The sequence below is a fragment of the Streptomyces beijiangensis genome (genome assembly GCF_017315755.1).
Taxonomy (GTDB): domain Bacteria; phylum Actinomycetota; class Actinomycetes; order Streptomycetales; family Streptomycetaceae; genus Streptomyces; species Streptomyces beijiangensis.
Genome location: NZ_JAFLRJ010000179.1, coordinates 21680 through 42714, shown reverse-complemented (window position 1 = coordinate 42714; position 21035 = coordinate 21680). Strand labels below are relative to the sequence as shown.

General features: G+C 69.7%; 18 protein-coding genes. 3 read left to right on the top strand and 15 right to left on the bottom strand.

The genetic code is table 11. The features are described from left to right. Position 1 precedes the first annotated feature (1 nt). The 6 genes from J0695_RS19920 to J0695_RS19895 all read right to left on the bottom strand — a co-directional run bounded on the left by J0695_RS19920 (position 2) and on the right by J0695_RS19895 (position 8844). Positions 2 to 2224: an FAD-dependent oxidoreductase gene (locus J0695_RS19920; RefSeq protein ID WP_206963459.1), complete on the bottom strand. Its 2223-nt coding sequence runs from the start codon at positions 2222 to 2224 to the stop codon at positions 2 to 4. Between the two features lie 3 nt (positions 2225 to 2227). Then, on the bottom strand, positions 2228 to 4522 hold the full coding sequence (locus J0695_RS19915) for a hypothetical protein (protein ID WP_206963458.1): 2295 nt from the start codon (positions 4520 to 4522) through the stop codon (positions 2228 to 2230). Between the two features lie 65 nt (positions 4523 to 4587). Next, positions 4588 to 5466, bottom strand: a complete 879-nt coding sequence (locus J0695_RS19910) for a carbohydrate ABC transporter permease (protein WP_206963457.1) — start codon at positions 5464 to 5466, stop codon at positions 4588 to 4590. Beyond that, complete coding sequence (locus J0695_RS19905; protein ID WP_206963456.1) at positions 5463 to 6410, bottom strand: carbohydrate ABC transporter permease; 948 nt, start codon at positions 6408 to 6410, stop codon at positions 5463 to 5465. The genes J0695_RS19910 and J0695_RS19905 overlap by 4 nt, the downstream gene beginning before the upstream one ends. A gap of 6 nt (positions 6411 to 6416) precedes the next feature. Then, a complete protein-coding gene (locus J0695_RS19900) occupies positions 6417 to 7796 on the bottom strand; it encodes an ABC transporter substrate-binding protein (RefSeq protein WP_206963455.1) in 1380 nt (459 codons plus the stop codon). A 61-nt stretch (positions 7797 to 7857) separates the two neighbouring features. Further along, the gene (locus tag J0695_RS19895) at positions 7858 to 8844 is read right to left on the bottom strand and encodes a LacI family DNA-binding transcriptional regulator (protein ID WP_206963454.1); all 987 of its coding nucleotides are present in this window, start codon (positions 8842 to 8844) and stop codon (positions 7858 to 7860) included. 192 nt (positions 8845 to 9036) lie between these two features. Between J0695_RS19895 and J0695_RS19890 the strand changes: the two genes are divergently transcribed. Continuing rightward, positions 9037 to 10179: a mandelate racemase/muconate lactonizing enzyme family protein gene (locus J0695_RS19890; RefSeq protein WP_206963453.1), complete on the top strand. Its 1143-nt coding sequence runs from the start codon at positions 9037 to 9039 to the stop codon at positions 10177 to 10179. Here J0695_RS19890 and J0695_RS19885 read toward each other — a convergent pair. Next, a complete protein-coding gene (locus J0695_RS19885; RefSeq protein WP_206963452.1) occupies positions 10166 to 10969 on the bottom strand; it encodes an AraC family transcriptional regulator in 804 nt (267 codons plus the stop codon). The two genes, J0695_RS19890 and J0695_RS19885, sit on opposite strands and share 14 nt — an antisense overlap. A gap of 70 nt (positions 10970 to 11039) precedes the next feature. On the opposite strand from J0695_RS19885, the gene J0695_RS19880 reads away from it, so the two are divergent. Together J0695_RS19880 and J0695_RS19875 are read left to right on the top strand one after the other, a co-directional pair. Next, entirely contained in the window at positions 11040 to 11858 is an 819-nt protein-coding gene (locus tag J0695_RS19880; RefSeq protein WP_206963451.1) for a phytanoyl-CoA dioxygenase family protein, read from the top strand. Further along, complete coding sequence (locus J0695_RS19875) at positions 11855 to 12127, top strand: hypothetical protein (RefSeq protein WP_206963450.1); 273 nt, start codon at positions 11855 to 11857, stop codon at positions 12125 to 12127. The genes J0695_RS19880 and J0695_RS19875 overlap by 4 nt, the downstream gene beginning before the upstream one ends. On the opposite strand, the gene J0695_RS19870 is transcribed toward J0695_RS19875, so the two are convergent. From J0695_RS19870 to J0695_RS19835, 8 genes are all read right to left on the bottom strand, one after another. Beyond that, on the bottom strand, positions 12114 to 13010 hold the full coding sequence (locus tag J0695_RS19870) for a hypothetical protein (protein WP_206963449.1): 897 nt from the start codon (positions 13008 to 13010) through the stop codon (positions 12114 to 12116). The genes J0695_RS19875 and J0695_RS19870 overlap by 14 nt on opposite strands. Continuing rightward, a complete protein-coding gene (locus tag J0695_RS19865) occupies positions 13007 to 14017 on the bottom strand; it encodes an SPFH domain-containing protein (RefSeq protein WP_206963448.1) in 1011 nt (336 codons plus the stop codon). Before J0695_RS19865 ends, J0695_RS19870 begins: the two co-directional genes overlap by 4 nt. A gap of 105 nt (positions 14018 to 14122) precedes the next feature. Further along, positions 14123 to 15550, bottom strand: coding sequence for an alkaline phosphatase family protein (locus J0695_RS19860; protein ID WP_206963447.1), 1428 nt, complete (start codon positions 15548 to 15550; stop codon positions 14123 to 14125). A 256-nt stretch (positions 15551 to 15806) separates the two neighbouring features. Further along, on the bottom strand, positions 15807 to 16556 hold the full coding sequence (locus J0695_RS19855) for an ABC transporter ATP-binding protein (protein WP_206963446.1): 750 nt from the start codon (positions 16554 to 16556) through the stop codon (positions 15807 to 15809). Continuing rightward, positions 16556 to 17458, bottom strand: coding sequence for an ABC transporter permease (locus tag J0695_RS45450; RefSeq protein ID WP_206963445.1), 903 nt, complete (start codon positions 17456 to 17458; stop codon positions 16556 to 16558). Before J0695_RS45450 ends, J0695_RS19855 begins: the two co-directional genes overlap by 1 nt. Next, the gene (locus tag J0695_RS19845; RefSeq protein ID WP_206963444.1) at positions 17451 to 18398 is read right to left on the bottom strand and encodes a TauD/TfdA dioxygenase family protein; all 948 of its coding nucleotides are present in this window, start codon (positions 18396 to 18398) and stop codon (positions 17451 to 17453) included. The genes J0695_RS45450 and J0695_RS19845 overlap by 8 nt, the downstream gene beginning before the upstream one ends. Further along, positions 18395 to 19423 (bottom strand): MetQ/NlpA family ABC transporter substrate-binding protein, encoded by a 1029-nt coding sequence (locus tag J0695_RS19840; protein WP_206963443.1) that lies wholly within the window; start codon positions 19421 to 19423, stop codon positions 18395 to 18397. Before J0695_RS19840 ends, J0695_RS19845 begins: the two co-directional genes overlap by 4 nt. Before the next feature lie 293 nt (positions 19424 to 19716). Then, complete coding sequence (locus J0695_RS19835; RefSeq protein ID WP_206963442.1) at positions 19717 to 20958, bottom strand: ROK family transcriptional regulator; 1242 nt, start codon at positions 20956 to 20958, stop codon at positions 19717 to 19719. Positions 20959 to 21035 lie beyond the last annotated feature (77 nt).

Here is a 21035-nt window from a genome sequence, read left to right as displayed (position 1 = left end):
ACTACTCCTGTGCGTAGGCGCGTACGGCGACGATGTGCGCCGACGCGGCCCCGTTGGTCGCCTCCACGACGACCCGCAGCGCGTCCGTCGTCACCTCTTCCGCGAGGGGGTGGGACGTGCGGCGGCGCCGGTTGTCCTTCGTACGGGACAGTGTGTGCCAGGAGCCGTCGGGGCCGCGCGCCTCGATGCGGTAGTCGCGCAGCAGGGTGGGCAGCGTGTCGAACGGGGTCCTGTGGTGGTGCAGATTGATCAGATCCTCGTTGACGTCGTCGTCGGCGATGACCTCGATCCTGTGCAGGGTGACCGGCTCGGGCCAGGCCAGCTCCAGCCAGGCGCCGGAGACCGACGGCTCGGAGACCCATTGGTGCGGTCCCGCGTACGGGCGCAGATATCCGTCGACAGCCCTGGTGGGGGCGAAGGCTGACGTCTCTCCCGTACGAAGGCAGAAGGTGCGGCGCAGCAGACCGGCGTCGGTCCACTCGCGCAGTGGCTGCGGGGCCTCGTCCTGGGGGCGCAGCGGAATGCGGGTGAAGCAGAGGACGCCGGGGGTGGGCCGGTCGGCGGTGTGCAGGGCAAGCGCTTCATTGGCCCGTACGAGAACGAAGGCGTTGCGCGGAGTGGCGGGGGACCATTCCAGACCCGTCTTGACCCACTGGTGCGATCCGGCGGGCACGGGCACGGTGGCGGTGGCGACCAGGCGGCGCGGGACGTAGTTCTGGCCGAGCACGGGGTCGTACAGCTCGATGACGACCTCGGTGTCGTGCTCGGCGTCCAGGAGCAGTTCGATGCCGGTGAGCTGCGGATCGACGGGCAGCACGATGCCCGCGTCGGCGGTCAGTTGCCACGGCTCGTCCGGTGTTTCGACCGCGATGCAGGCCAGGGTGGAGGAGGCTGTGACCCTCGCGCGCGGAGCCAGGTCGGCGGAGTCGTCGCAGGTCAGGCCGATGACCGAGGCGTCCTCGCGCAGCAGCGTCCGCTGCAACGAGGGCACGTCCAGCGCGCGCGGGGTAAGACCCTGCTCCGCGCACAGTGCGGCCGCCGTCCCCGCCGCCTGCCCGATCGTGGCGCAGGTGGCCATCACCCGGGTCGAGCCGAAGGCGACATGGCTCGCGGAGATGTTGCGTCCCGCGAAGAGGAGGTTGGAGGTGTTCACCGAGTACAGGCTGCGGTACGGAATGTGGTAAATCCCGTCCGTGTAACGCTGCTTGGCGCCGTCCTCGGCCGCGTACACGCCCTGCGGCGGATGCAGATCGATGGACCAGCCGCCGAAGGCGACCCGGTCCGCGAACTCGCTCTGGCCGAGGATGTCCCCCTGGTGGAGAACGTAGTCGCCGAGGAAGCGCCGGTACTCGCGCTTGCCGGGCACCGAGCCCACCCACTCCAGGGTCATCGTCTCGGCGTCGAACCCGCCGGAGTTCTTGATGTGGTCCCAGATGCCGTAGATGACCGCCCACAGTTCGTCGCGGATCTCCTCGTTGTCGTGGACCGTGTCGAGCTCGCCGCCGAACTCGATCCACCAGTACGCGCAGCCGTTGTCACCGGCCTTGATGATGCGGCGCTGCGGGATGGAGGTCTTGGAGATGTCCTTCGCGAAGTTCGGCGGCACGTACTTGACCGGCCGCCCGGCGTCCTTCGTATAGAAGAGCAGCGTCGAGCCGAGCGTGATGTCGTCGGCGGCCCCGGGTGCCCACGGCTCTCCGTACTCGGCGTGTGCCTCGCGGCCGATGCGGTGGTGCGCCCCCGCGAGATGGCCGATCAGCCCGTCGCCCGTGCAGTCGAGGAACACCTTGCTCTCGAAGCGGATACGGCGCTCCGAGCCCATTGTCCAGCCGGTGACGGCGGTGATGCGCCGCATGTCGTCCGGACCTTCGGCCTCGACCTCGCGCACATCGGTGTTGAGGTAGAGCGTGAGATTGGGTTCGGCGCGTACGGCGTCCAGCACCACGGTGTCCCAGTAGTACGGGTTCCCGTCCGGGTTGCGGAACTGGTTCTCCACCAGCAGCTCGCCCATGATGCCGCCCTCACGGGCGTGGTGGTTCTTGCCGTGCCCGGTCGCGCCGCACACCCAGACCCGGACTTCGCTGCTCGAATTGCCGCCGAGCACCGGCCTGTTGTTGATCAGCGCGACCGTCCGGCCGAGGCGCGCCGCCGCGATGGCGGCGCAGACCCCGGCCAGGCCGCCGCCGACGACGGTGATGTCGTGTCGTGCGGTTTCGTTCCTCATGGCTTACTTCCAGTCGGGGTTGGCGGCGAGACCGTAGTAGACGCGCGGTGCGCCGTCGAGGGTGAGGGTGACCTTGCCGGCGGCGGCGGTGAGCGTGCTCTCCTGGCCGATGCAGTTCAGTACGGTCACCGTGCCCGCGACCGCGCCGGAGTGTGCGACGACGGCGGTCTTCGTCGTCCAGGTCTCGGTCCAGGGCTCCGGAGAGGCGTACCAGGCGTCGTCGCCGTGGTCGGCGTTGAGGACATAGCCGTCCTTTCGGCTCCACAGGATCGACACCGGACCCCGGTCCGGTGTGGTGAAGAGGAGCCCCTTGACGTCGGGGTCCGCGAAGACGAGCGGGCGGACGAAGGTGGCCCGGTCGAGGACGCGGGCGGCGGTTGCGTACGCGAAGAGCGAGGGCTTGGCGCTGGTGTCGCGGTTCATCAGGCCGGTGTGGTACTCGACGTTGGTGGGGTCCGCCGACTGCGGGTGGCTGATGACCGAGTCGTGCAGCTGGTACCAGTTGACGCCGCGCACCCCCTCGGACTTGGCCAGCGCGAGCGAGAGAAACACGTTCTCGGCGGCGTGCCGGTAGGTGTCGTGCCACCAGGAGTTGGGCTTGGTGGGGGCGTACGCCTCGCTGAGCCAGAGCTCCTTGTTCCCGCCGTACGTGTCGACGAGCTCCCTGGCCTTGCGCACCGCTCCCAGGAAGTTCCAGTACGAACCGGTCGACCCCAGGGTCCACTCCTCCACCGGCGGGGCGTAGTCGGCGGTGAAGTTTCCGCGGCCCGGGTGGATGGCGAAGGCGTCGATGAGGTCCCAGCCGCCCGCGGCGCGGAAGTTCTCGGTCCAGACGTAGTCCATGCCGCCGAGGCCCGCGTTCATGACCTTCATCGTCGATCCTGCGGCGGCCAGCCGGTCGGTGACCTGGCGCAGCCCGTCCCTGACGTACACATCGGCGCCCCGGCCCGACATCCAGGGGGTGTTGACCTCGTTGGCGACCTCGAAGTACGGGGCCTTCGAGTCCAGTGCCTTGGCGACGTTGGTGTCGGCCCAGGCGGCGATCTGTTCGGCGGTGCCGCCGAGGGGGATGCTGCTGAGCTCGACGTTGTGCCCGATGCCGTGGGCGTCGAGGGTCGCGATGTCGATGCCGGGCGCACCGGCGTAGGCGTTACGGACCCGCTTGATGCCCAGCGTCCTCATCAGACCGAGCACCGCGTCCTGGCTCGGCTTCAGCAGCCACGGGTAGTTGGCGATGCCGAACATCGACTCGCCGCCCGCCTGGTACGCGAAGTCCGGCAGGACGGAGAGGTTGGTGCGGGCCAGCGCCTTGTCGCTCCCCGCGACCGCCTCCACCTCGGTGAAGACGATGCCCTGCGACGGGGAGGTGAGAGTGAAGGCGGCGTCCCACGCCGTTCCGGCGGCGACCGTACGGGAGACCGTGCCGCCGGCGATCCGGGTCCCGGCGAAGTCGCGCGCCCACCAGTTCAGGGTCACCGACCGGTCGGCGGGCGCCCCGTTGACCACCTGGGTCTTGAGCGTCATCGTCTGCCCGGCGGCCTTGTAGAGGTTGAAAGGCTGGTCGGTCCAGACCTCCACGCCCAGCGGCCGGCCCTTCGCGAGGGCGCCCGCGCCGCGCGGCCGCATGGTGCCGAGCACGATGTCGGCCTCGGTGACGGCAGTGGTCGTGCCGGTCGACGTACCGGGGGCGTGGACCCACGTGGCGTTGGTGTAGGAGGGGGTGGTGGCGGACAGGCAGGTGAAGGCGGTGGCGTCCGGCCAGGTGTCGGTGTAGACGGCGCCCGCGTTGACTTCGTACGGGATGCCGCCCCGAGCGTCCTTCTCCCAGACGGTCAGCGCTTCGTACGACTCGCTCGCGCCGGTGCCCTGCGCGGTGCGGGCGAACAGGAAGCCGGTCGGCGTCAGCGTGGTGGAGCCTGCGACCTCCCACTTCAGGTGCGCCTTGTGCGCGGTGACGTCGAACGTGCCGGTCACCGTGATGCCGGGGGCGCCGCCGCCCAGGATGTACGTGATCCGCAGCGCGGGGCGTCCGTCGGGCAGCGTGATCTGCGACGGAGTGCCGCCGAAGGTGCGCTGCTGGCCCAGCACACTGTCCTTGATCATGAAGTGGGTGAGCAGCAGACGGTCGGTGCCGGCGGCGTCCTTGAGCAGCACACTCCCGTCTGCCTGGCCGACGAGCGTGATGCCATCGGCGGTGAGGATGACGGGGTCCGCGGCGTGCGCGACACCCGCCGGGAGGAGGGCTGCGCCCGTGGCGACGGCGGTGCCCTGGAGGAATCTGCGGCGTGCGACTGACATGGCAGTGCCTTTCTCTTGTCCCGAAGAGGAAGCTGCAATGAGGGGGCTGGACGTGAGGAAGGGCGTCAGCCCTTGACGCCGGTGAAGCCGAGTCCGGCGACGATGTACTTCTGGCAGACGACGAACACAAGGACCGGCGGAGCGACGGCGAGCACCATCGCGGCGATGAGCTGGTCCTGCGGCGCCTGGGTGGCGAGCTGGGCGAGGGCGACACTGATCGGCTGCTTCTGCGGATCGGTGATCGCGACCAGCGGCCAGATGAAGTCCTTCCAGCTGTGCATGACGGCCAGCAGACTGATCACGGCGAGTACCGGCCGGCTCATGGGCAGCACGATCTTCGTCAGGAGCTGCCAGGTGTTCGCGCCGTCGACCCTGGCGGCGTCGAACAGCTCCTTGGGCAGCGCGTCGAAGAACTGTTTGGCCAGGAGCACGGTGAAGGCGTTGGTACCGGCAGGCAGCCAGAGCGCCCAGTAGGTGTCGCCGAGGTTGAGGTGGAGCAGGGGCACGTCGATCACGGTCATGAAGAGGCTGACCATGTTGACCGAGTACGGCACGAACATCGTGGCCAGGATCGCCCCGTAGATCACCTTCCCGAACTTGGGCCGCAGCACGGACAGGGCGAAGCCCGCCGTCGAGGAGATGAAGAGCTGGACGAACCACGATCCGCCGACCACCAGGAAGGTGTTCATCAGGTAGTGGCCGATGCTCAGATCGGTGTACGCGGTCGAGAAGTTGCCCAGCAGCGGACGGTCCGGCCAGAGGGCGAGGGGGTGGTTGCTCAGCTCGGTGGGCGGGGTGACCGCCCCCTTGATCATCCAGTACAGCGGCCCGATGCCGATGAGCAGCAGCAGGATCAGGGTGAGTCCCTGGACGGAGCGCACGGCGGCCCGTACGCCCGGCCGCTGGCGGTCGTTGACGGAGACGAAGGTGGTCAGCGAGGTCATGTCTTGCTCCAGCTGCGGGTGGCCCGCAGATAGACCGCGGAGAGCAGGGCGAGGGCGAGCACCATCAGGAAGGAGAGCGCGGCGGCCTCGCCGTACTGGCCGTCCTGGAAGGCGTAACGGAAGATCAGCAGCAGCACGGTGAGGGTCGAGTTCTCCGGGCCGCCGCCGGTGAAGACGTACGGCTCGGTGAAGACCTGGACGGTGGAGATGAGCTGCACCAGGAGCAACAGGCCGATGACCGAACGTAGTTGGGGCAGCATGATGTGCCAGATCCGGCGCCAGATCCCGGCGCCGTCGACCTCGGCCGCCTCGTACAGCTCGCCGGGAATGCCGACCATCGCCGCGAGGTAGATCAGTACGGCGCCGCCCATGCCGGCCCAGGTGGCCTCCAGGACCAGCGAGAGCATCGCGGAGTCCGAGGACTCCAGCCAGGTGTACGGGCCGAGGCCGATCGTGCCCAGGGCGCTGTTGAAGAGGCCGCTGCCCGGATCGTAGAACCACTTCCACAGCAGGATCGCGACCACCGGCGGGATGACGACCGGCAGATAGACCAGGAAGCGGTACACCCCGGCGCCGCGCCGGACCGTCGACATGACGGCGGCCAGGATCAACGGGGCGGGGAAGCCGATGAGCAGGCCGAGACCGACGAAGAAGAGGGTGTTGCCGACGGCGGTGGAGAGCAGGGGGTCGTCGAAGAGCGCACGGAAGTTGTCCAGGCCGACCCAGGTGGCGGGCTCGACGAGGTTGGTCTTCTGGAAGCTCATCAGCAGGCTGCGCACGATCGGCCACCAGGCGAAGAGCCCGAAGACGATCAGGGTGGGCACGAGGAAGAGCCAGGCCGTCAGCTGCTTGCGCAGTGCGCCTCCGCGTCTGCGGTCCACGGCCCGTTTCGCGGGCTCCTTGGACACGGCTGCGGTGCGCCGGGGGTGGGTGAGCAGGGTCATGGCCGGCTACTTCTGGGCGGCGGCGAGCTTGGCGTTGACGTCCTTCTCCGCTGCGGCGAGCAGCGAGGGGATGTCCGCGTCGCGCTTGGTCAGCACCGCCTGGACGACCGTGTCGAGCGCCGTGTAGAGCTGCTGGGCCTGGTACGGCGGCTCCGGCTTGAGATCCAGCTTCGACAGGCCGTCGATGTAGGGCTTGAAGTGGTCGAGCTTCACATTGACGTACGGCTTGATCGCGGCGTTGATCTGCGCCTGCCGCGCTGCGTCGAACACCGGCAGGGTCGGCACGCCCACCGCGGACTTGGGGTCGGCGGAGAGGGCCTTGGCCTGCTGGGCGGCCGCGTCGGTGCTGTACTGCGGCTGGGCGTAGGCGAAGGTCAGCCACTTGACGGCGGCCGCGGCGCGCTGGGTGTCGGCGGACTTGGGGACCATGTAGATGTCGCCGCCGGTGAGGGTGGCGTTGCCGCCCGCCTGGGGCAGCGGGGCGACCCCGAAGGCGTCGGTGTTCTCCATGGAGAACTGCATCTTGGCGAGCCGGTAGGTGCCGGGGCTGCCCATGAACATGCCGACCTGCCCGGCCGCGAAGTTCTTGATGACGTCGTTCTGGTTGTTGAGCAGGTTCTTGCCGAGGGAGTCGTCCTTCCAGCGCATGTCCTTGAGCAGGCCGAGTGCCTTCTGGGTCGCCTCACCCGTGAAAGTGGCGGTGTACTTGCCGCCCTGCTGCGTCTGCAGGTCGCCCCCGAACGCGTAACTGAGCATCGTCAGCTGCCAGCCGCCCTGGTTCTCCTTGGACTCCTGGACGAAGCCCGCCTTGCCGGTCTTCTCGCTGATCGCCTTGGCGGCGGCCCGGACCTCGTCCCAGGTGGTGGGCGGCTTGTCGGGGTCGAGACCCGCCTTCTCGAAGAGTTCGCGGTTGTAGACCAGACCCTGCGCGTAAGGGTTCTGCGGTACGCCGTAGACGTCGCCCGCGGAGTCGCTCAGGGGCTTGAGGACCTGCGGGTTGAACTCCTTGAAGTGGTCCCAGGCCTTGAGCTGGCCGGTGATGGGCTGCACCTGCTTCTGCTGGATGAGGCGCTGCGGCTCGGTGAGCGGGACCTTGATGACGTCCTCGACGCTGCCGCCGGCGAGCTTGGCGGAGAAGGTCAGCGGGTCGAAGACGGTGGTCGAACCCTGCACCTTGATGCCCGGGTTGGCCTTCTCGAAGTCGGAGACCTGCTTCTTGAACAGGGCCAGGCCCGGCTTGTCGGTCGCCGGTGGCATGCCCTGGACGCGGAGCACGACATCGCCGTTCGCACCGGATTTGCTGGGCGTGACAGCCGCACAGCCCGAGAGGGCGACGGTGACGGCCACGCAGCCAAGTACGGCCGCACGGCGGGTTATTGGTGACATTTCGACTCCAAGAAGAGCAGGGGGTACCGAGGGAGGGCGGGCCTGAACGTCGTGAGAGGGGTCAGCGGGTGGGTGCGGGACCCGTGGAGGCGCGCGGGACCAGACGGGAGCCGATCTCCACGACCGAGGTCCCGTCACCACTGTTCGCGCGCCCGGCGATCGTTTCGAGGAGCAGATCGCCCGCCTTGGCGGCGATCTCCTCCGGGTCGATCCTGATGGTGGTGAGGCTGGGGGTGGAGACGGAGGCGAGCAGTGTGTCGTCGATGCCGATGACGCTGACGTCGCCAGGGACGCTCACTCCGAGCGAGCTCATCTGGTGCAGTACGCCGAGGGCGACCAGGTCGTTGTGGGCGATGACGGCTGTGGCCCCGTGCGCGGCGACGAGCGTGGCGGCATGCACGCCGGTCTCGAACCGCGGCTCGTAGGGGCCGAGTTCGACGATGGACAGGTCGAGGGCCTCGAACGACTCGTGAATGGACTTGCCGCGGCTGAGCTCGTCACGGGAGGCGTTGATGAAGACGCAGCGCCGGTGTCCGTACGCCCGCAGATGCTCGACCGCCTGGGTGATGCCGGCGGAAAGGGAGATGCGTACCTCCGCGATGCCGGGCACGTGCCGGTTGACGATCACCAGGGGCATCTGGCCCGCGAGTTCGAGCAGCCGGGCCTCGCTGAGCGTGGAGGCCCACAGGATCAGACCGTCGACCCGCTTGGACACGGCCGCGATGGTGGCCAGCTCGTCCGTCTCGTGCTCGTCGCTGTCGGCGACCAGGACGGTGTAGCCCTGGCGCCTGGCCCGGGCCTGGATCGCCTTGACGATCGGCGGGAAGAAGGGGTTGGCGATGTCCGGGATGATCATCCCCAGGGTTCCGGTGGAGCCGCCGCGCAGGCTGCGGGCCGCCGGGTTGGGTGAGTAACCGAGCTTGGCCGCGGCGTCCAGAATGCGCTGCCTGGTTCTCGGCTGCACCTGGTCGGGGGCGGTGAAGGCGCGGGACACCGTCGAGACCGAGACGCCCGAAGCGCTCGCCACCTCCCGGATCGTGACTGCCACGGACCGCCTCCTCGTCGTCGTACACCTGCTGGATGCGGTGGATCCTTGCGAACGTTCCCGGACGTGTCAAGAGTGTTTCAAAAAGGAAAATCCTTTGGTTGCAAGGGGCTTGTGCGGGTCGCACCTGGCTGCCGATGATTCCTTCTCAGCAACATCTCTGAAATTGCGGGAACGTTTTCATAGAGGAGTGGCATGAAGATCACCGGCCTGGAAGTGCTGACCCTCCCCGACCACGGAGACAGCATGATGCTGGTCGTCGTGGACACGGACGAGGGCATCCACGGACTGGGGGAGGTCGGTATCAGGTCCCGTCAGAAGGCGGTGGCGGGCGGGCTCGAACACCTTGCGGAGCTGATCGTGGGAGAGGACCCGCGGCGCATCGAACACCTCTGGCAGGTGATGTTCCGGCGCGGCTTCTTCCCCGCGGACCGCATCCTCGGATCCGCCATCGCCGCGGTGGACGTAGCGCTGTGGGACATCCGCGGCAAGGCGCTGGACGTGCCGGTGCACGAACTTCTCGGCGGCCGGGTGCGCGACCACGTCCCCGCGTATGTGCATGTCGGTGATGGTTACCACGACCGCGAGGGGTTCCTGGACCGCTGCCGCGAACTGGTCGCCGATGGCTGGAGCCATCTGCGCTTCGCCGCACCGCACGATGCCGACGACGTGCTGGACGCTCGCCGTTGTCTGCGTGACTCGGTCGCGCTCTTCCACCAGGTGCGTGAGACCGTCGGGGACGAGGTGGAGCTCATCCTCGATGTGCACACCCGGCTCGACCCGCCCGAGGCGCTGACGCTCTGCCGCGAAATCGAGGCGGCGCGACCGTACTTCGTCGAGGATCCGCTGCGCTGCGAGAACCCGGAGAGCTACCGGATGCTGCGGGCACGCACGGGTGTACCGCTGGCGGCGGGTGAACAGTACGGATCCAAATGGGAGTTCAGGACCCTCATCGAGGGCGACCTCATCGACTACGCCCGCGTGGACATCGGCGTCGCCGCCGGGCTCACCGAGGCGAAGAAGATCGCGGCGATGGCGGAGACCCACCACATCAAGCTCGCCACCCACAATCCCCTCGGCCCCGTCACCGCGGCCTCCTCGCTGCAACTCAATCTCGCCTGCCCCAACGTGGCGGTACAGGAGCACCAGACCGACCCCGAGCCGGCCATCGCCGCCCTCTTCACCCAGCGGCCCACCGTCGTGCCCGGGCGCATCGAGTACAGCGACCTGCCCGGCATCGGCGTCGTCATCGACCGTGAGGAGGCGCGCAAGTACCAGGCCACCGCGGCCGAACGGCCCCACCTGCGTACGGCGGACGGTGCCTTCACCAACTGGTAGAACCGGTTCGCGTGGCAGAGCGAACAGCACCGGACCGCACCGCGCGCGGTGAGCCGCCCAGTTCGCGGCGGCACGCCTTGTTGAACGCCTGGAGGTCGGGAATGCCCACGGCCGCCGCCACGGCCGGGATGGCCAGCGTCGAGGCGCGCAGCAGATGGCCGGCCCGCTCCAGGCGCCGCCGCCGGATGTAGGCGACGACGGTGAGACCGGTCTCGGCCCGGAAGAGCCGGGTGAGGTGGTTGTGGGAGAGCCCGGCCGCACGGGCGATGTCCGGCACGGTCAGCGGGCCGGCGAGTCCGGCCTCGACATGGGCCATGGCGGTGGCGACTGCCGGGGCGGGGCCCTCGGCGCGGCCGGGCGAGCTCAGTTCCACGATCTGCCAGAGCGCCGACCAGAGCGCGGCGGCCGCTTTCGCTGGCGAGCCGGGCATCGCCGTGACGCCCTGCCGCAACAGGGTGGAGAGCACCGGTGCTTCGGTGCCCGCGTCCTGCATCACCGGCACGGTGTGCGCCGTGCCGACGCCCGGCAGGCGGAAGTGCGCGTAGAGATGCTCGGACCTGCCCCGGTAGCGGTAGTGGACTTCGGTGCCGGGCGGGATCAGGCTGACGCGCCCCGGTCTGATGGGGTGGACCGAGGCGCCGAGGGCGAGCTCGCCCTCGTACCCGTACAGGTGCACCTGCCAGAGCCCGGACAGCCGGAAGACGTCGTGCGGACTCGTGACCCCGTGCACCCCGATGCCGATGTCGGCCACGCGGGGCGGCTCGTCGAGGGAAAGCGCCACTCGGTCCATGGTGAGAAATTACCAGTAGTCGATGATTGCAGGCCACGACAGAAAGCGCGTGGAAATCTACGGTTGCCCCATGACAACCAGCACCGAGCCGCTGACCTCGGTCCAGATGGCGCGCTTCGTCGCTCACGGATATCTGCGGATGGACGCGGTCGTCCCGCAGGCGATGAACGACAGGGCGATCGAGGTCCTCGACGCCGGAATCCCCGAGGTGCCCTACGGCACACCGCTCGACCAGGCCTTCCCCGAGGGGTCGTTCGCCCGCGAGCTCGTCCGGCTTCCCGTGGTCGCGGGGGCTTTGGCCAGCCTGGTCGGGCCCGGCCCGACCGTCGACCACCACGCCGTGCATATCCGCGAGGCCGAGAACGGCACCGCGCAGCCGCTGCACGGCGACGCGATCATCGACGTACGGCCCGATGCCTTCGACGTACAGCTCATGTACTACCCGCACGAGGTGACCGCCGACATGGGCGGCACCCTGAGCGTGCCGGGCAGTCATCTGCGCCGTACCAACGAGAGCGACACCGGCCGCTACCAGAACCTGCGCGGCCAGACCCGGCTGACCTGCCCGGCCGGCACGGTGGTGCTTCTGCACCACGGGCTCTGGCACGGGGGCCGCCGCAACGACAGCTCCGTACGCCGCTATATGTTCAAGATCCGCTTCAATCCGACCGTGCCACAGGTCCGCCTCTGGGACACCGGCGACCTCGCCGATCCGGCGGTCGCCGCCGAACTGCGCACCCAGTTCCCCTGGTACGAGCACGCCACCGGGCGGCTCGAGATCCACAACCGCATCCTTCTGTGGCGCGCGCTCACCGGCGACGCGACCTTCGACATCGACCACTGGACGACCAGGGTGGCCAACCGCCCGGCCGTCGGGAGCGACGCATGAGCACGAGACAGCAGGTCCTGGTCCTGTATCTGGCCACCTCGGCCCTGGACGCGGAGGTGGTGGGCTGGTCGCGTTACGACGGCACCGGCCTGACCCGCCCGGCCACCGGTGACAGCGACGAGCCGCCGTATGCGACCGGGGTGGCCGCCCTGGAGGACGGCTGGCGGCTCTTCCAGGCCTCCCAGCTGATACCGCCGCAGCCGGGCCACGAATACGACACGTCCTTCCTCAAGCACGAGTTCTTCTTCGAGAAGCTCACAGCAGTCTGAGGGAGTCCGCGCAGATGCCCACGCGGACGGTCTGGCCCCAGGTGAGCTGCAGTGCGTCGGTCTCGATCCCGTCGCCGAAGGCGATCAGCCGGTCGGACTCGACGGTCAGCCGCAGCTGGTCCGTCCGCGTGAGCAGCCCTTCCACGTACGAGGTTCCGGTGACGGGGGAGGGCCAGGCCTCCCGTACGAACCAGAGCAGCCGGGGATCGGTGGGGGCGGGCAGCGGCAGGGAGCTGGCGCGCTGCTGCCATAGGGAGCGCAGCCAGCCCGTCGCGCCGGTCCCGGTGCCGACCAGGACGCCCGAGGAGGCCTGGGGTTCGGCGGGGGCCGTGCCGTCGTCGGGGCCGAGGCGGTAGCGGGCGGTCTGGTGTCCCGGCGGGCCGAGGTAGATCTCGTTCAGGGCGAGCAGCCGCTGGGTGTCGTCGGCGACCGCCTCCACCATGGTGAGTTCATCGGCGGCCGCCCCGGGGGAGACCGCGGAGGCGAGCAGCTTCGCGGTGTCGATGGGGCTGTGCCGCACCAGGACGCCGGGGTTGCGGCCCGGGTCCGTGTCGATGCCCACGACCGGCTGCCCCGACAGGTACTTGGCCGCGTTGGCGACGAGACCGTCCTGGCCGACGACGACCACCACGTCCTCGGGGCCGAAGAGGAACCGGTCGAGGTCCGCCCGCTCCACGGTCGTCTGCCGCCACTGCAGCGGTACGGCCGAGGCCACCTGGGCGAGGGCCCGCCGCGTGCGGTGATGCCGCTCCGCCACCTCGTCGATCGACCTGCCACGGCCGCCGAGGAAGAACGCGGCCTGACCGTGGGTCCCGTGCCGCGCGAGCAACTCCTCGTACTCCGTGATGCGGTGGACCAGCACCGCGCGCGGGGCCAGGCTCATGACGTGCCGTCGCCGGGACGGGCGAGCTTGGCGAGCAGGCCGGTCAGGACGTCGGGGGAGAGGGTGAGGCTGTCGATCCGGGGGAGATTCTCGGCGAGACGCCCGGCGGCCAGCGCGTGGAGCGTTGCGGTGTCCGCGTCGCCGTGCACCCGCAGCCAGGCGGCCTGCGCCTGGGCACGCGCCTCTCCGACCTCGCGGGCGGCCTCGGCCTCGGCGCGGGCGAGCCGTACGGTACGTGCCGCCTCGGCTTCGGCACGTACCCCGTCGGCCGCCGCGTTCTCCTCGGCCTCGCGGCGGGCGTTGATGCCGTTCTGGTCGACCAACTGCTCTTCCTGGCGCGCCAGTTCAATCTTGCTGGCGAGTTCGTTCTCGGCGATGGTGCGCTCGCGCTGCACGGCCACGGCCCGCCGTTCGTACGTCGCCCGGTCCGCCTCCTGCTGGATCTGCTCCCGCGCGGGGGTACGGAGCGCACGCTCCACCTCCGCCTCGGGCCGCACCGCGACGACCCGTACGGCCACCACTTCGATGCCGGTGGCGGGCAGTCTGGGCTCGGCCGTGAGTCCGGAGGTGATCCGGTCCCGTACGGCTGATACCCCGTCAACCAGCGCCGAGGCGAGGGAAGTCCGGGCCAGAACATCGAGCGCGTGCTGCTGCGCGGTCTCGGTGAGCAGGGTGGCGAGCTGTTCCAGCGGTGCGCCGCGCCAGGCGCCGGTGTCGGGGTCGACGGAGAAGTCGAGGCGGGCGGCGGCGGTGGCCGGTTCGCTGATCCGGTAGGTCACGGTGGCCTGCAGGGTGACGTCCTGGAAGTCCGAGGTGCGGGCGTGGAACGCCATTGCCAACTCGCGGTCGTTGACCGGTACTTCGGAGAGTGCGGCGGTCAGCGGACGGAACCAGAAGCTCAGCCCGGTGCCGTCGTGGGCGAGCTGCCCCTGCTTGTGGTGGCGGATGTGGGAGGTGGGTGCGGAGCGGAGGTGGCGCCAGCCGAGGCGCCGGGTGATGTCTGCCATGGGAGGACCCTTCTCTTTTCGTCACCAAGACGATATTGGGTGGCGTCGATCTCGTCAAGGTGACGAAAAGGGAAGAGCGGTGGCCCGGGAGGACGGGCGGTCCTTCTATGTGTGCGGCCGGTGGCCCTTCTCCTGCTTCGGGAACGTCTGCTCGGCACCCGGAAGTGTGGGCTTCGGCAGTGTGGCCACGTCCTCCTTGGCCTGCGCAAGCTGCTCCGCCGTGTTGTGCGGCAGGCGCGGCGGGCGCGGACGGCTGTGGGAAAAGCGGAACGCGGACGTCAGATCACCGAAGGTGCGGCGGCGCCACTCGGTGACATTGGGCTCCTCGACGCCGGTGAAGCGCTCCAGGAACTGCAGCGACGAAGTGTGGTCGAACGCCTCGCTCGCCACCCAGCCGCCCACCGTCCAGGGCGAGATGATGATGGCCGGAACCCGGAATCCGCCGCCGATGGGCAGCCCCTGGACGAACTCGTCCGTCGTGCCGGCCTTCGGGGTGGGCGGGGGCACGTGGTCGAACAGGCCGTCGTTCTCGTCGTAGTTGAGGATGAAGGCCGTCTTCGCCCAGACCTTGGGGTTGGACGCGATGGCCTCGATCTTCTGGGCGACGAAGTCCGCCCCGGCCGCCGGGAGGTAGTCCGGGTGCTCGGACTGGAAGCTCGTCGGCATGATCCAGGAGACGGTCGGCAGGCGGTCGTTGCGGGCGTCGTCCTCGAAGGTGCCCTCGGGCTGCCGGCGCATCCCGCGCTCGTAGAGCTCGCCGCCCGGCTTGGCGTCCTTGAAGGTCTGGAACTGCTCCAGCATGTTGGTGCCGTAGTTGTCCTCCTGCTGGTACACCTTCCAGCTGACGCCCGCGGCCTGCAGTCGCTCGGCGTAGGTCGTCCACTGGTACGGCTTGGGCGCCTTGTTGCTGAGGACCGGACCCCCCTTGGTGCCGCCCGGGTCCACGGTGCCCGTCATCCAGTACAGGCGGTTCGGCCACGTCGGCCCGAAGACGGACGAGTAGTAGTTGTCGCAGATGGTGAAGGTCTCCGCGAGGGCGAACTGGAACGGTATGTCCTTGCGGGTGTAATACCCCATCACATAAGGGCCGTTGACGCCGTCCGCCTTGCGGTGCGCAGGCAGCCATTGGTCCATCTTGCCGCCGTTCCATGCCTCGTGCTGCACGGACCAGGCGTGGCTGGTGGAGGGGATGGCCTGAGCGCTGGAGCTGTGCGTGTCCAGGTGGAACGGGAGCATGTAGCCGTCGGGGTTCACCGCGTCGGGCTGGTAGAACACCGACCGGCCGTCCGCGAGTTTCAGCGCGTCCGGGTCGCGGAAGCCGCGTACCCCGGAGAGCGTGCCGAAGTAGTGGTCGAACGAACGGTTCTCCTGCATCAGCATGACGACGTGCTCGATGTCGCGCAGCGAACCGTGGCGCGGCGGCCCTGCCGCGACGGCCTTCTGCACGCTGGGCGGCAGAAGGTTGAATGCCGCGGCGCCACCGACCGCCCCGGCAGCGGATCCGAGCAGTCTGCGGCGTGTCAACTCAGCCATGAACATCCCTTCCAGAACCGTGTGTGGGGCACTTGTCGTGACCCCGTCGGAACTCTTCCGGGAGCGTGGAGAGGGGGGAAAGGGGGAGCCGATGAACAGGCGGACAATGCGTGGCAAGGGCATGGTCAAGTGCGGGCCGCGCACTTCTTTGCCGTTCCTGTACGGGCGAGGGATTGACATGCCCTGTCCGGCCGGGCCTCCACGGCCCGGGCCGCCGGCCCCGCCCGCCAGGTCCGGCGCCTCCCCGCGTCGGGCTTCAGCCCTCGGCCACCCCCAGTTCGGCCAGCAGATCCCCGCGCAGCCGCGCGAAGTCCGGGTCCGTGCGCCGGCGTCCCTCCGGCAGGTCCACCGTCCTGGGCGGGCCGATCCTGCCGTCGGTCAGTACGAGCACCCGGTCGGCGAGCAGAATCGCCTCGTCCACGTCATGGGTGACCAGCAGGACCGCCGGGCGGTGCACCGCACACAGCTCACGCAGCAGTGCGTGCATCCGCAGCCGCGTCAGGGCGTCCAGCGCGCCGAACGGCTCATCCAGCAAAAGCAGTTCGGGCTCGCGTACGAGCGCCCGGGCGAGGGCGGCGCGCTGCGCCTCGCCGCCCGAGAGTGTGCCGGGCCAGGCGCGTTCGTGGTCCGTGAGACCGACTTCGGCGAGCGCTGCCCTGCCCCGATCGCGCGCACCCTGCCGGGGCAGCCCGAGAATGACGTTCTCCAGGACCCGCTTCCAGGGCTGCAGCCGGTGGTCCTGGAAGACCACGGCCCTGCGCCGCGGCACGAGCAGCCGGCCGCCGGTCTCCGGGTCGAGTCCCGCCATCGCACGCAGCAGCGTCGACTTGCCGGAACCGCTGCGCCCGAGCAGGGCGACGAACTCGCCCCGGAAGATGTCGAGATCGATCCCGGAGAGGACTTCGCGGCCCGCGAAGGTGCGGGTCACTTTCCGTGCGGACACCGCCAGTTCGGCCGTCGCCGTATGCGCTGCCGTGTCCTTGTCCGTGTCTGACGCCGTCGTCATCAGGCACCTCCTTCGAATCCGTGCCGCCACGACAGCAGCCGTCGCTCCAGGAGCCGTACGAGCGCATCCGCCCCGAGCCCGAGCAGGCCGTAGATCAGCAGACCGAGCACGATGATGTCCGTCCGGTACCAGCTCTGCGCCTGGTTCATCAGGTAGCCGATGCCGTTGGTGGCGTTGAGCTGCTCAGCGATGATCATGATGAGCCAGGCGCCGGTGAGCGCGAACCGCAGCCCGACCAGGAAGCCCGGCACCGCGCCGGGCAGGATCACATGGCGTACGAGACCGAGCCGGCCGAGTCCCGCCGTGCGGCCCGACTCCACGAGCCGGTGGTCGACTCCGCGGATCGCCGAGTAGGTGTTCACGTACACCGGGAACGCGGTGCCGAAGGCGACCAGGGCGATCTTCGGGGTCTCGCCGACCCCGAACCAGATGATGACCAGGGGCAGCAGGCCCAGTACCGGCAGTGCGCGCAGTACCTGCATGGTCGAGTCGAGGAGCTCGTCGCCGAGCCGGAACAGACCGGCGACCACCGCGATGACCAGTCCCGCGCTGACGCCCAGCGCAAGACCGGAGGCGACGCGGGTGAGCGAGGCCAGCAGATGGTCCGTCAGTTCGCCGGTACGGGTGAGCTCCCAGCCCGCGGAGAACACCGCGCTGGGCGGGGCGAGCACCCGCTCGCCCACGACGCCGAACGTGCCGAGCAGCTGCCAGACAAGGACGAGCAGCAGCGGCCCCGCCAGCCGGCGCACCGGGCGGGGGAGGGGGATCAGGGTACGCCGCGGCTTGTTCAGCGCCACGGCGTCGACCAGTGCGCTCCCGGGCCCGGGGCCGGGAGGGCGCGCGGCGCCGCCGTCCCCCGTGAGGGACGACGGCGCCACGGCCTGGGCCAGTGCGTCAGGCACCGACGACCACCTGGTGATCGGCGGTGAAGGGCTTGCCCGACAGCAGCTCCGATTCCGTTCCGTCGGGCCCGACAGGGATCTCGCCGATCAGGGTGACCCGGTGCAGCGTGCGCTGTACGTCGAGGTGCTCGATGTCGCGCGGGGCCAGGTGCGCGGTGGCGCGGTTGTCCCAGAACGCGACGCTGCCCGGCTCCCAGCGGAAGCGGACCGTGTACTCGGGGCGCGTGATCTCCCCGTACAGCAGATCCAGGACGGCCTTGCTCTCGCGGGCCGAGACGCCCACGATGTGACTGGTGAACCCGGGGTTGACGAACAGGGCGCGCTCGCCGGTGCGCGGGTGGACGCGGACCACCGGGTGGACGGCGACCAGCAGATTGTCGTTGATGCGCTTGGCGTACTCGCTGTTGCCTTCGGTCTTCTCCGAGCCGCCGTAACGGTGTTCGGCGCGGAGCGTGTCGACGAAGGCGCGTACCGGCTCGGAGAGACCCTCGTACGCCGCCACCAGGTTGGTCCAGGAGGTGTCGCCGCCGAACTCGGGGACGGTCTCGGCGCGCAGGATGGACCCGGCGGGCGGGTTGACGGCGGCCGTCACATCGGTGTGCCAGCCGGAGAAGTAGCTGTACTGGCGCTTCTTGACGGCATCGCGGAAGCCCTTGCCGTACCGCTCCTCGTACCGTCGCGGGTCGATCGTGAAGATCTCCGGGTGGTCGGCCGGCGGGGCGTCGTCGTGCGGGTGGGCGTAGGTGAGGTCGCCGAACTGCCGGGCGAAGGCGATCTGCGAGGAGTGGTCGAGCTCCTGGCCGCGGAAGAAGACGACCTTCCAGCGGTCGAGCGCCTGCTGGATGGTGGCGAAGTCGTCCGCGGAGAGCGGCTTGGAGAGGTCGACGCCGGAGATGTCGGCGCCGGTGTGGCCGGATGCGGGGCGGGCGGATGCGGTCATGAGGAGGAACCCTTCTGTACGGTGCGGGCGTTGAAATCCCTGGATACGGATGGATCGAACTGCCCGGAGAGGTCGACCTTTCCGGGCAGTTGGCCGTTGGCGGTGAAGAGATCGGCCTGCTTCTGCTGGGCCTGGATCACCGCGTCGTCCACGGGGACGTAGGAAGTGCGGCCGACGGCCTCGAACACCTGCCGGCCGAGCGCGGGAGTCTGCTTGCGGATCTTGACGTAGTACGCCTGGACCCAGGCGTCCCGATGGCCGGCGATCCACGTGTTCGCCGTCGACAGACGCTGGGCGAAGTCGAGGAGCGCCTTGCGTTTGGCCGGGTCGGCGAGGGCCTTGTCGGTCGCGATCCGGAAGGCATAACCGGGCGTCACCGTACGGCCGTTGATGACCTGGACGGCGTCCGGGTGAGCCTGGAGGTACTTGGCGCGGGTCTCCTCGCTGACGGTCGCGGCGTCGACCGTCCCCGACTCCAGTACGTTCCCGACGTTCTGCAGTGGTACGTCGACGGGCGTGATGTCCTTCTGCTTCAGCCCGGCCTTGTCGAGCACGCGCAGCAGGAATCCGTGGTTGGCGGTGTTCTTGGAGAAGGCGATCTTCTTGCCCTTGAGGTCGCCGATCGAGGTGATGCCGCTGCCGGCGCGGGCGACGAGGGTGTAGCCGGGGCCGACCGTCCGGGTCACCGAGACGACCTTCGCCGGGATGCCGCTGGCCTGCGCGAGTACGGCGGGGGTGTCGCCCAGCACGCCGAAGTCGATCACACCGGCCTGCAGCCCCTGGTTCACCAGCGGGCCGCTGTCGAACTGGCTGATCTTCACGTCGTACGGAAGGTTCTTGAGCTGTCCGTAGACCTTGAGCGTGGTGAGCAGACTCTGCCCCTGGTCGCCGATGCGCAGGGTCACCTTGCCGCCGCCCGTCCCTTCGGCGGCACTGGACTCACCGCCGCAGGCGGCGGCGAAGGGCAGCAGTGCGAGGGCGAGGGCGGTGGCGAGCAATCGGTGGCGCGCAGCGGAAAATGTCATGGCAGAGCTCAGCTCCAGGGGAGGGCGGCAGGGGTGAACGGACCCACAGAAAAGGGCCGTTGGGAGAACTGGAGAAACTGGGAGAAACTGAGGAGTGTGCGCGTGTCAGCGCACGGCGCTGCGACGACAGCCGAGACCGGCGAAGTGATGGGCGCGGAAGGCGTTGACCGTCTCCCGCCCGGCGGCGTCCCGCGCCGCGGCCCTCACTGTTGCGTCCATGCCCTGATTCTCGACCAGCGGGCAGGCCCCCGGCAATGATTGGCGACGGCGTGGAACAAACCCCCGCGCCGCCCTCATGCGGAGCGTGCGGTACGCAGGTCCATGGGCCTGCGGTAGACCGCGTCCAGGACCACCGCCCCGGCGGCGACCCCGAGCACCTGGCTGCCGAACGGGGTCGGAACGACGGCCCGTTCCGGGTCGGTGCACAGATGGGAGTGCGCGGCGATCTCCTCGTACAGGTCGGGGAGCAGCTCCGGCAGATGGATGGCGGTCGTGTCGGTGAGCACCAGCACTTCGGGGTTGATGACGTCGAGCAGGAGGGCGCAGGCGCGTCCTGTCGTACGGAGCCGCTCGCGCAGGATGCGCAGCGCCGCCGGGTCGCCGTCCCCGGCCCGCTGCAGCAGCAGCGGGAACCGGGGGGCCGGGATGATCCCGGCCTCGAACGCCCGCCCGGCGACAGCGCGGTCGGAGACCGCGTCCTGCAGACAGCCGCGCCGTCCGCAGCCGCACCTCAACTCCGGGTCCCCGAGCGGCAGATGGGCCACATCACCGGCCCCTGACCTCCGGCCGCGCAGCACCGACCCGCCGGTGGCGATCGCCGCGTCCACCACATTGGCGACGAAGAGCTGCACCATCTCGGTGCGGCGCGATGCCGCCCCGAACAGCAGCTCGGCCTGCGCCAGCGCCCGTGCGTGGCCGTCGACATGGACCGGGAGCCGGGTCCCGGCCGCGAGGGTCTCCCGTACGGGAATGTCCCGCCAGCCCAGCGGGTCGTGCTCGACGACGACGCCCTGGGCGCTGTCCACCCAGCCGCCCGTCACCACCCCGATGCCGAGGACCGAGCGCCCGGCTGCCCGGCGTGCCAGGAAGGCGGGCAGGTGGTGCAGGATCTGTCCGAGCACACCGGGGGCGTCGCCGCTGTGCGGGATCCGCTGGAAGGCGGTGACCCGGCCGAGCAGGTCGACGACCGCGAACGTGGTGTGGGTGAGCGCGATGTGCACCCCGCAGACCACATGGTGGGCCGGATCGATGCCGACGGGGATCTGCGGACGGCCCGCGCGCGGCGGCCCGGCGGGCGGGGCGAGTTCGTGCAGCAGGCCGAGTCCGATGAGATCCGCGGTGTGCCGTGAGACGGCGGCCGGGCTGAGGCCGGTGGTCCGTGAGAGCGCCGTACGGGCGAGCGGGCCCTCGCGCAGCACCGTACGCAGGACGGCGGAAGGGCCGGTGCCATCGGCCCGGCCGGGGGGTTCCAAGGGTGCGGGCAGGGCGCGAAGGAGGGGCGGCGGCAGCGGAGCGGTGCTCGTGGCGGGCGGCATGGGGTGATGCTGGCAATCCGGACAAGGGACGGTCAACGGCGGGGAGTTAAGGCTGTGTGCCATTCCTGCGAAGTGGG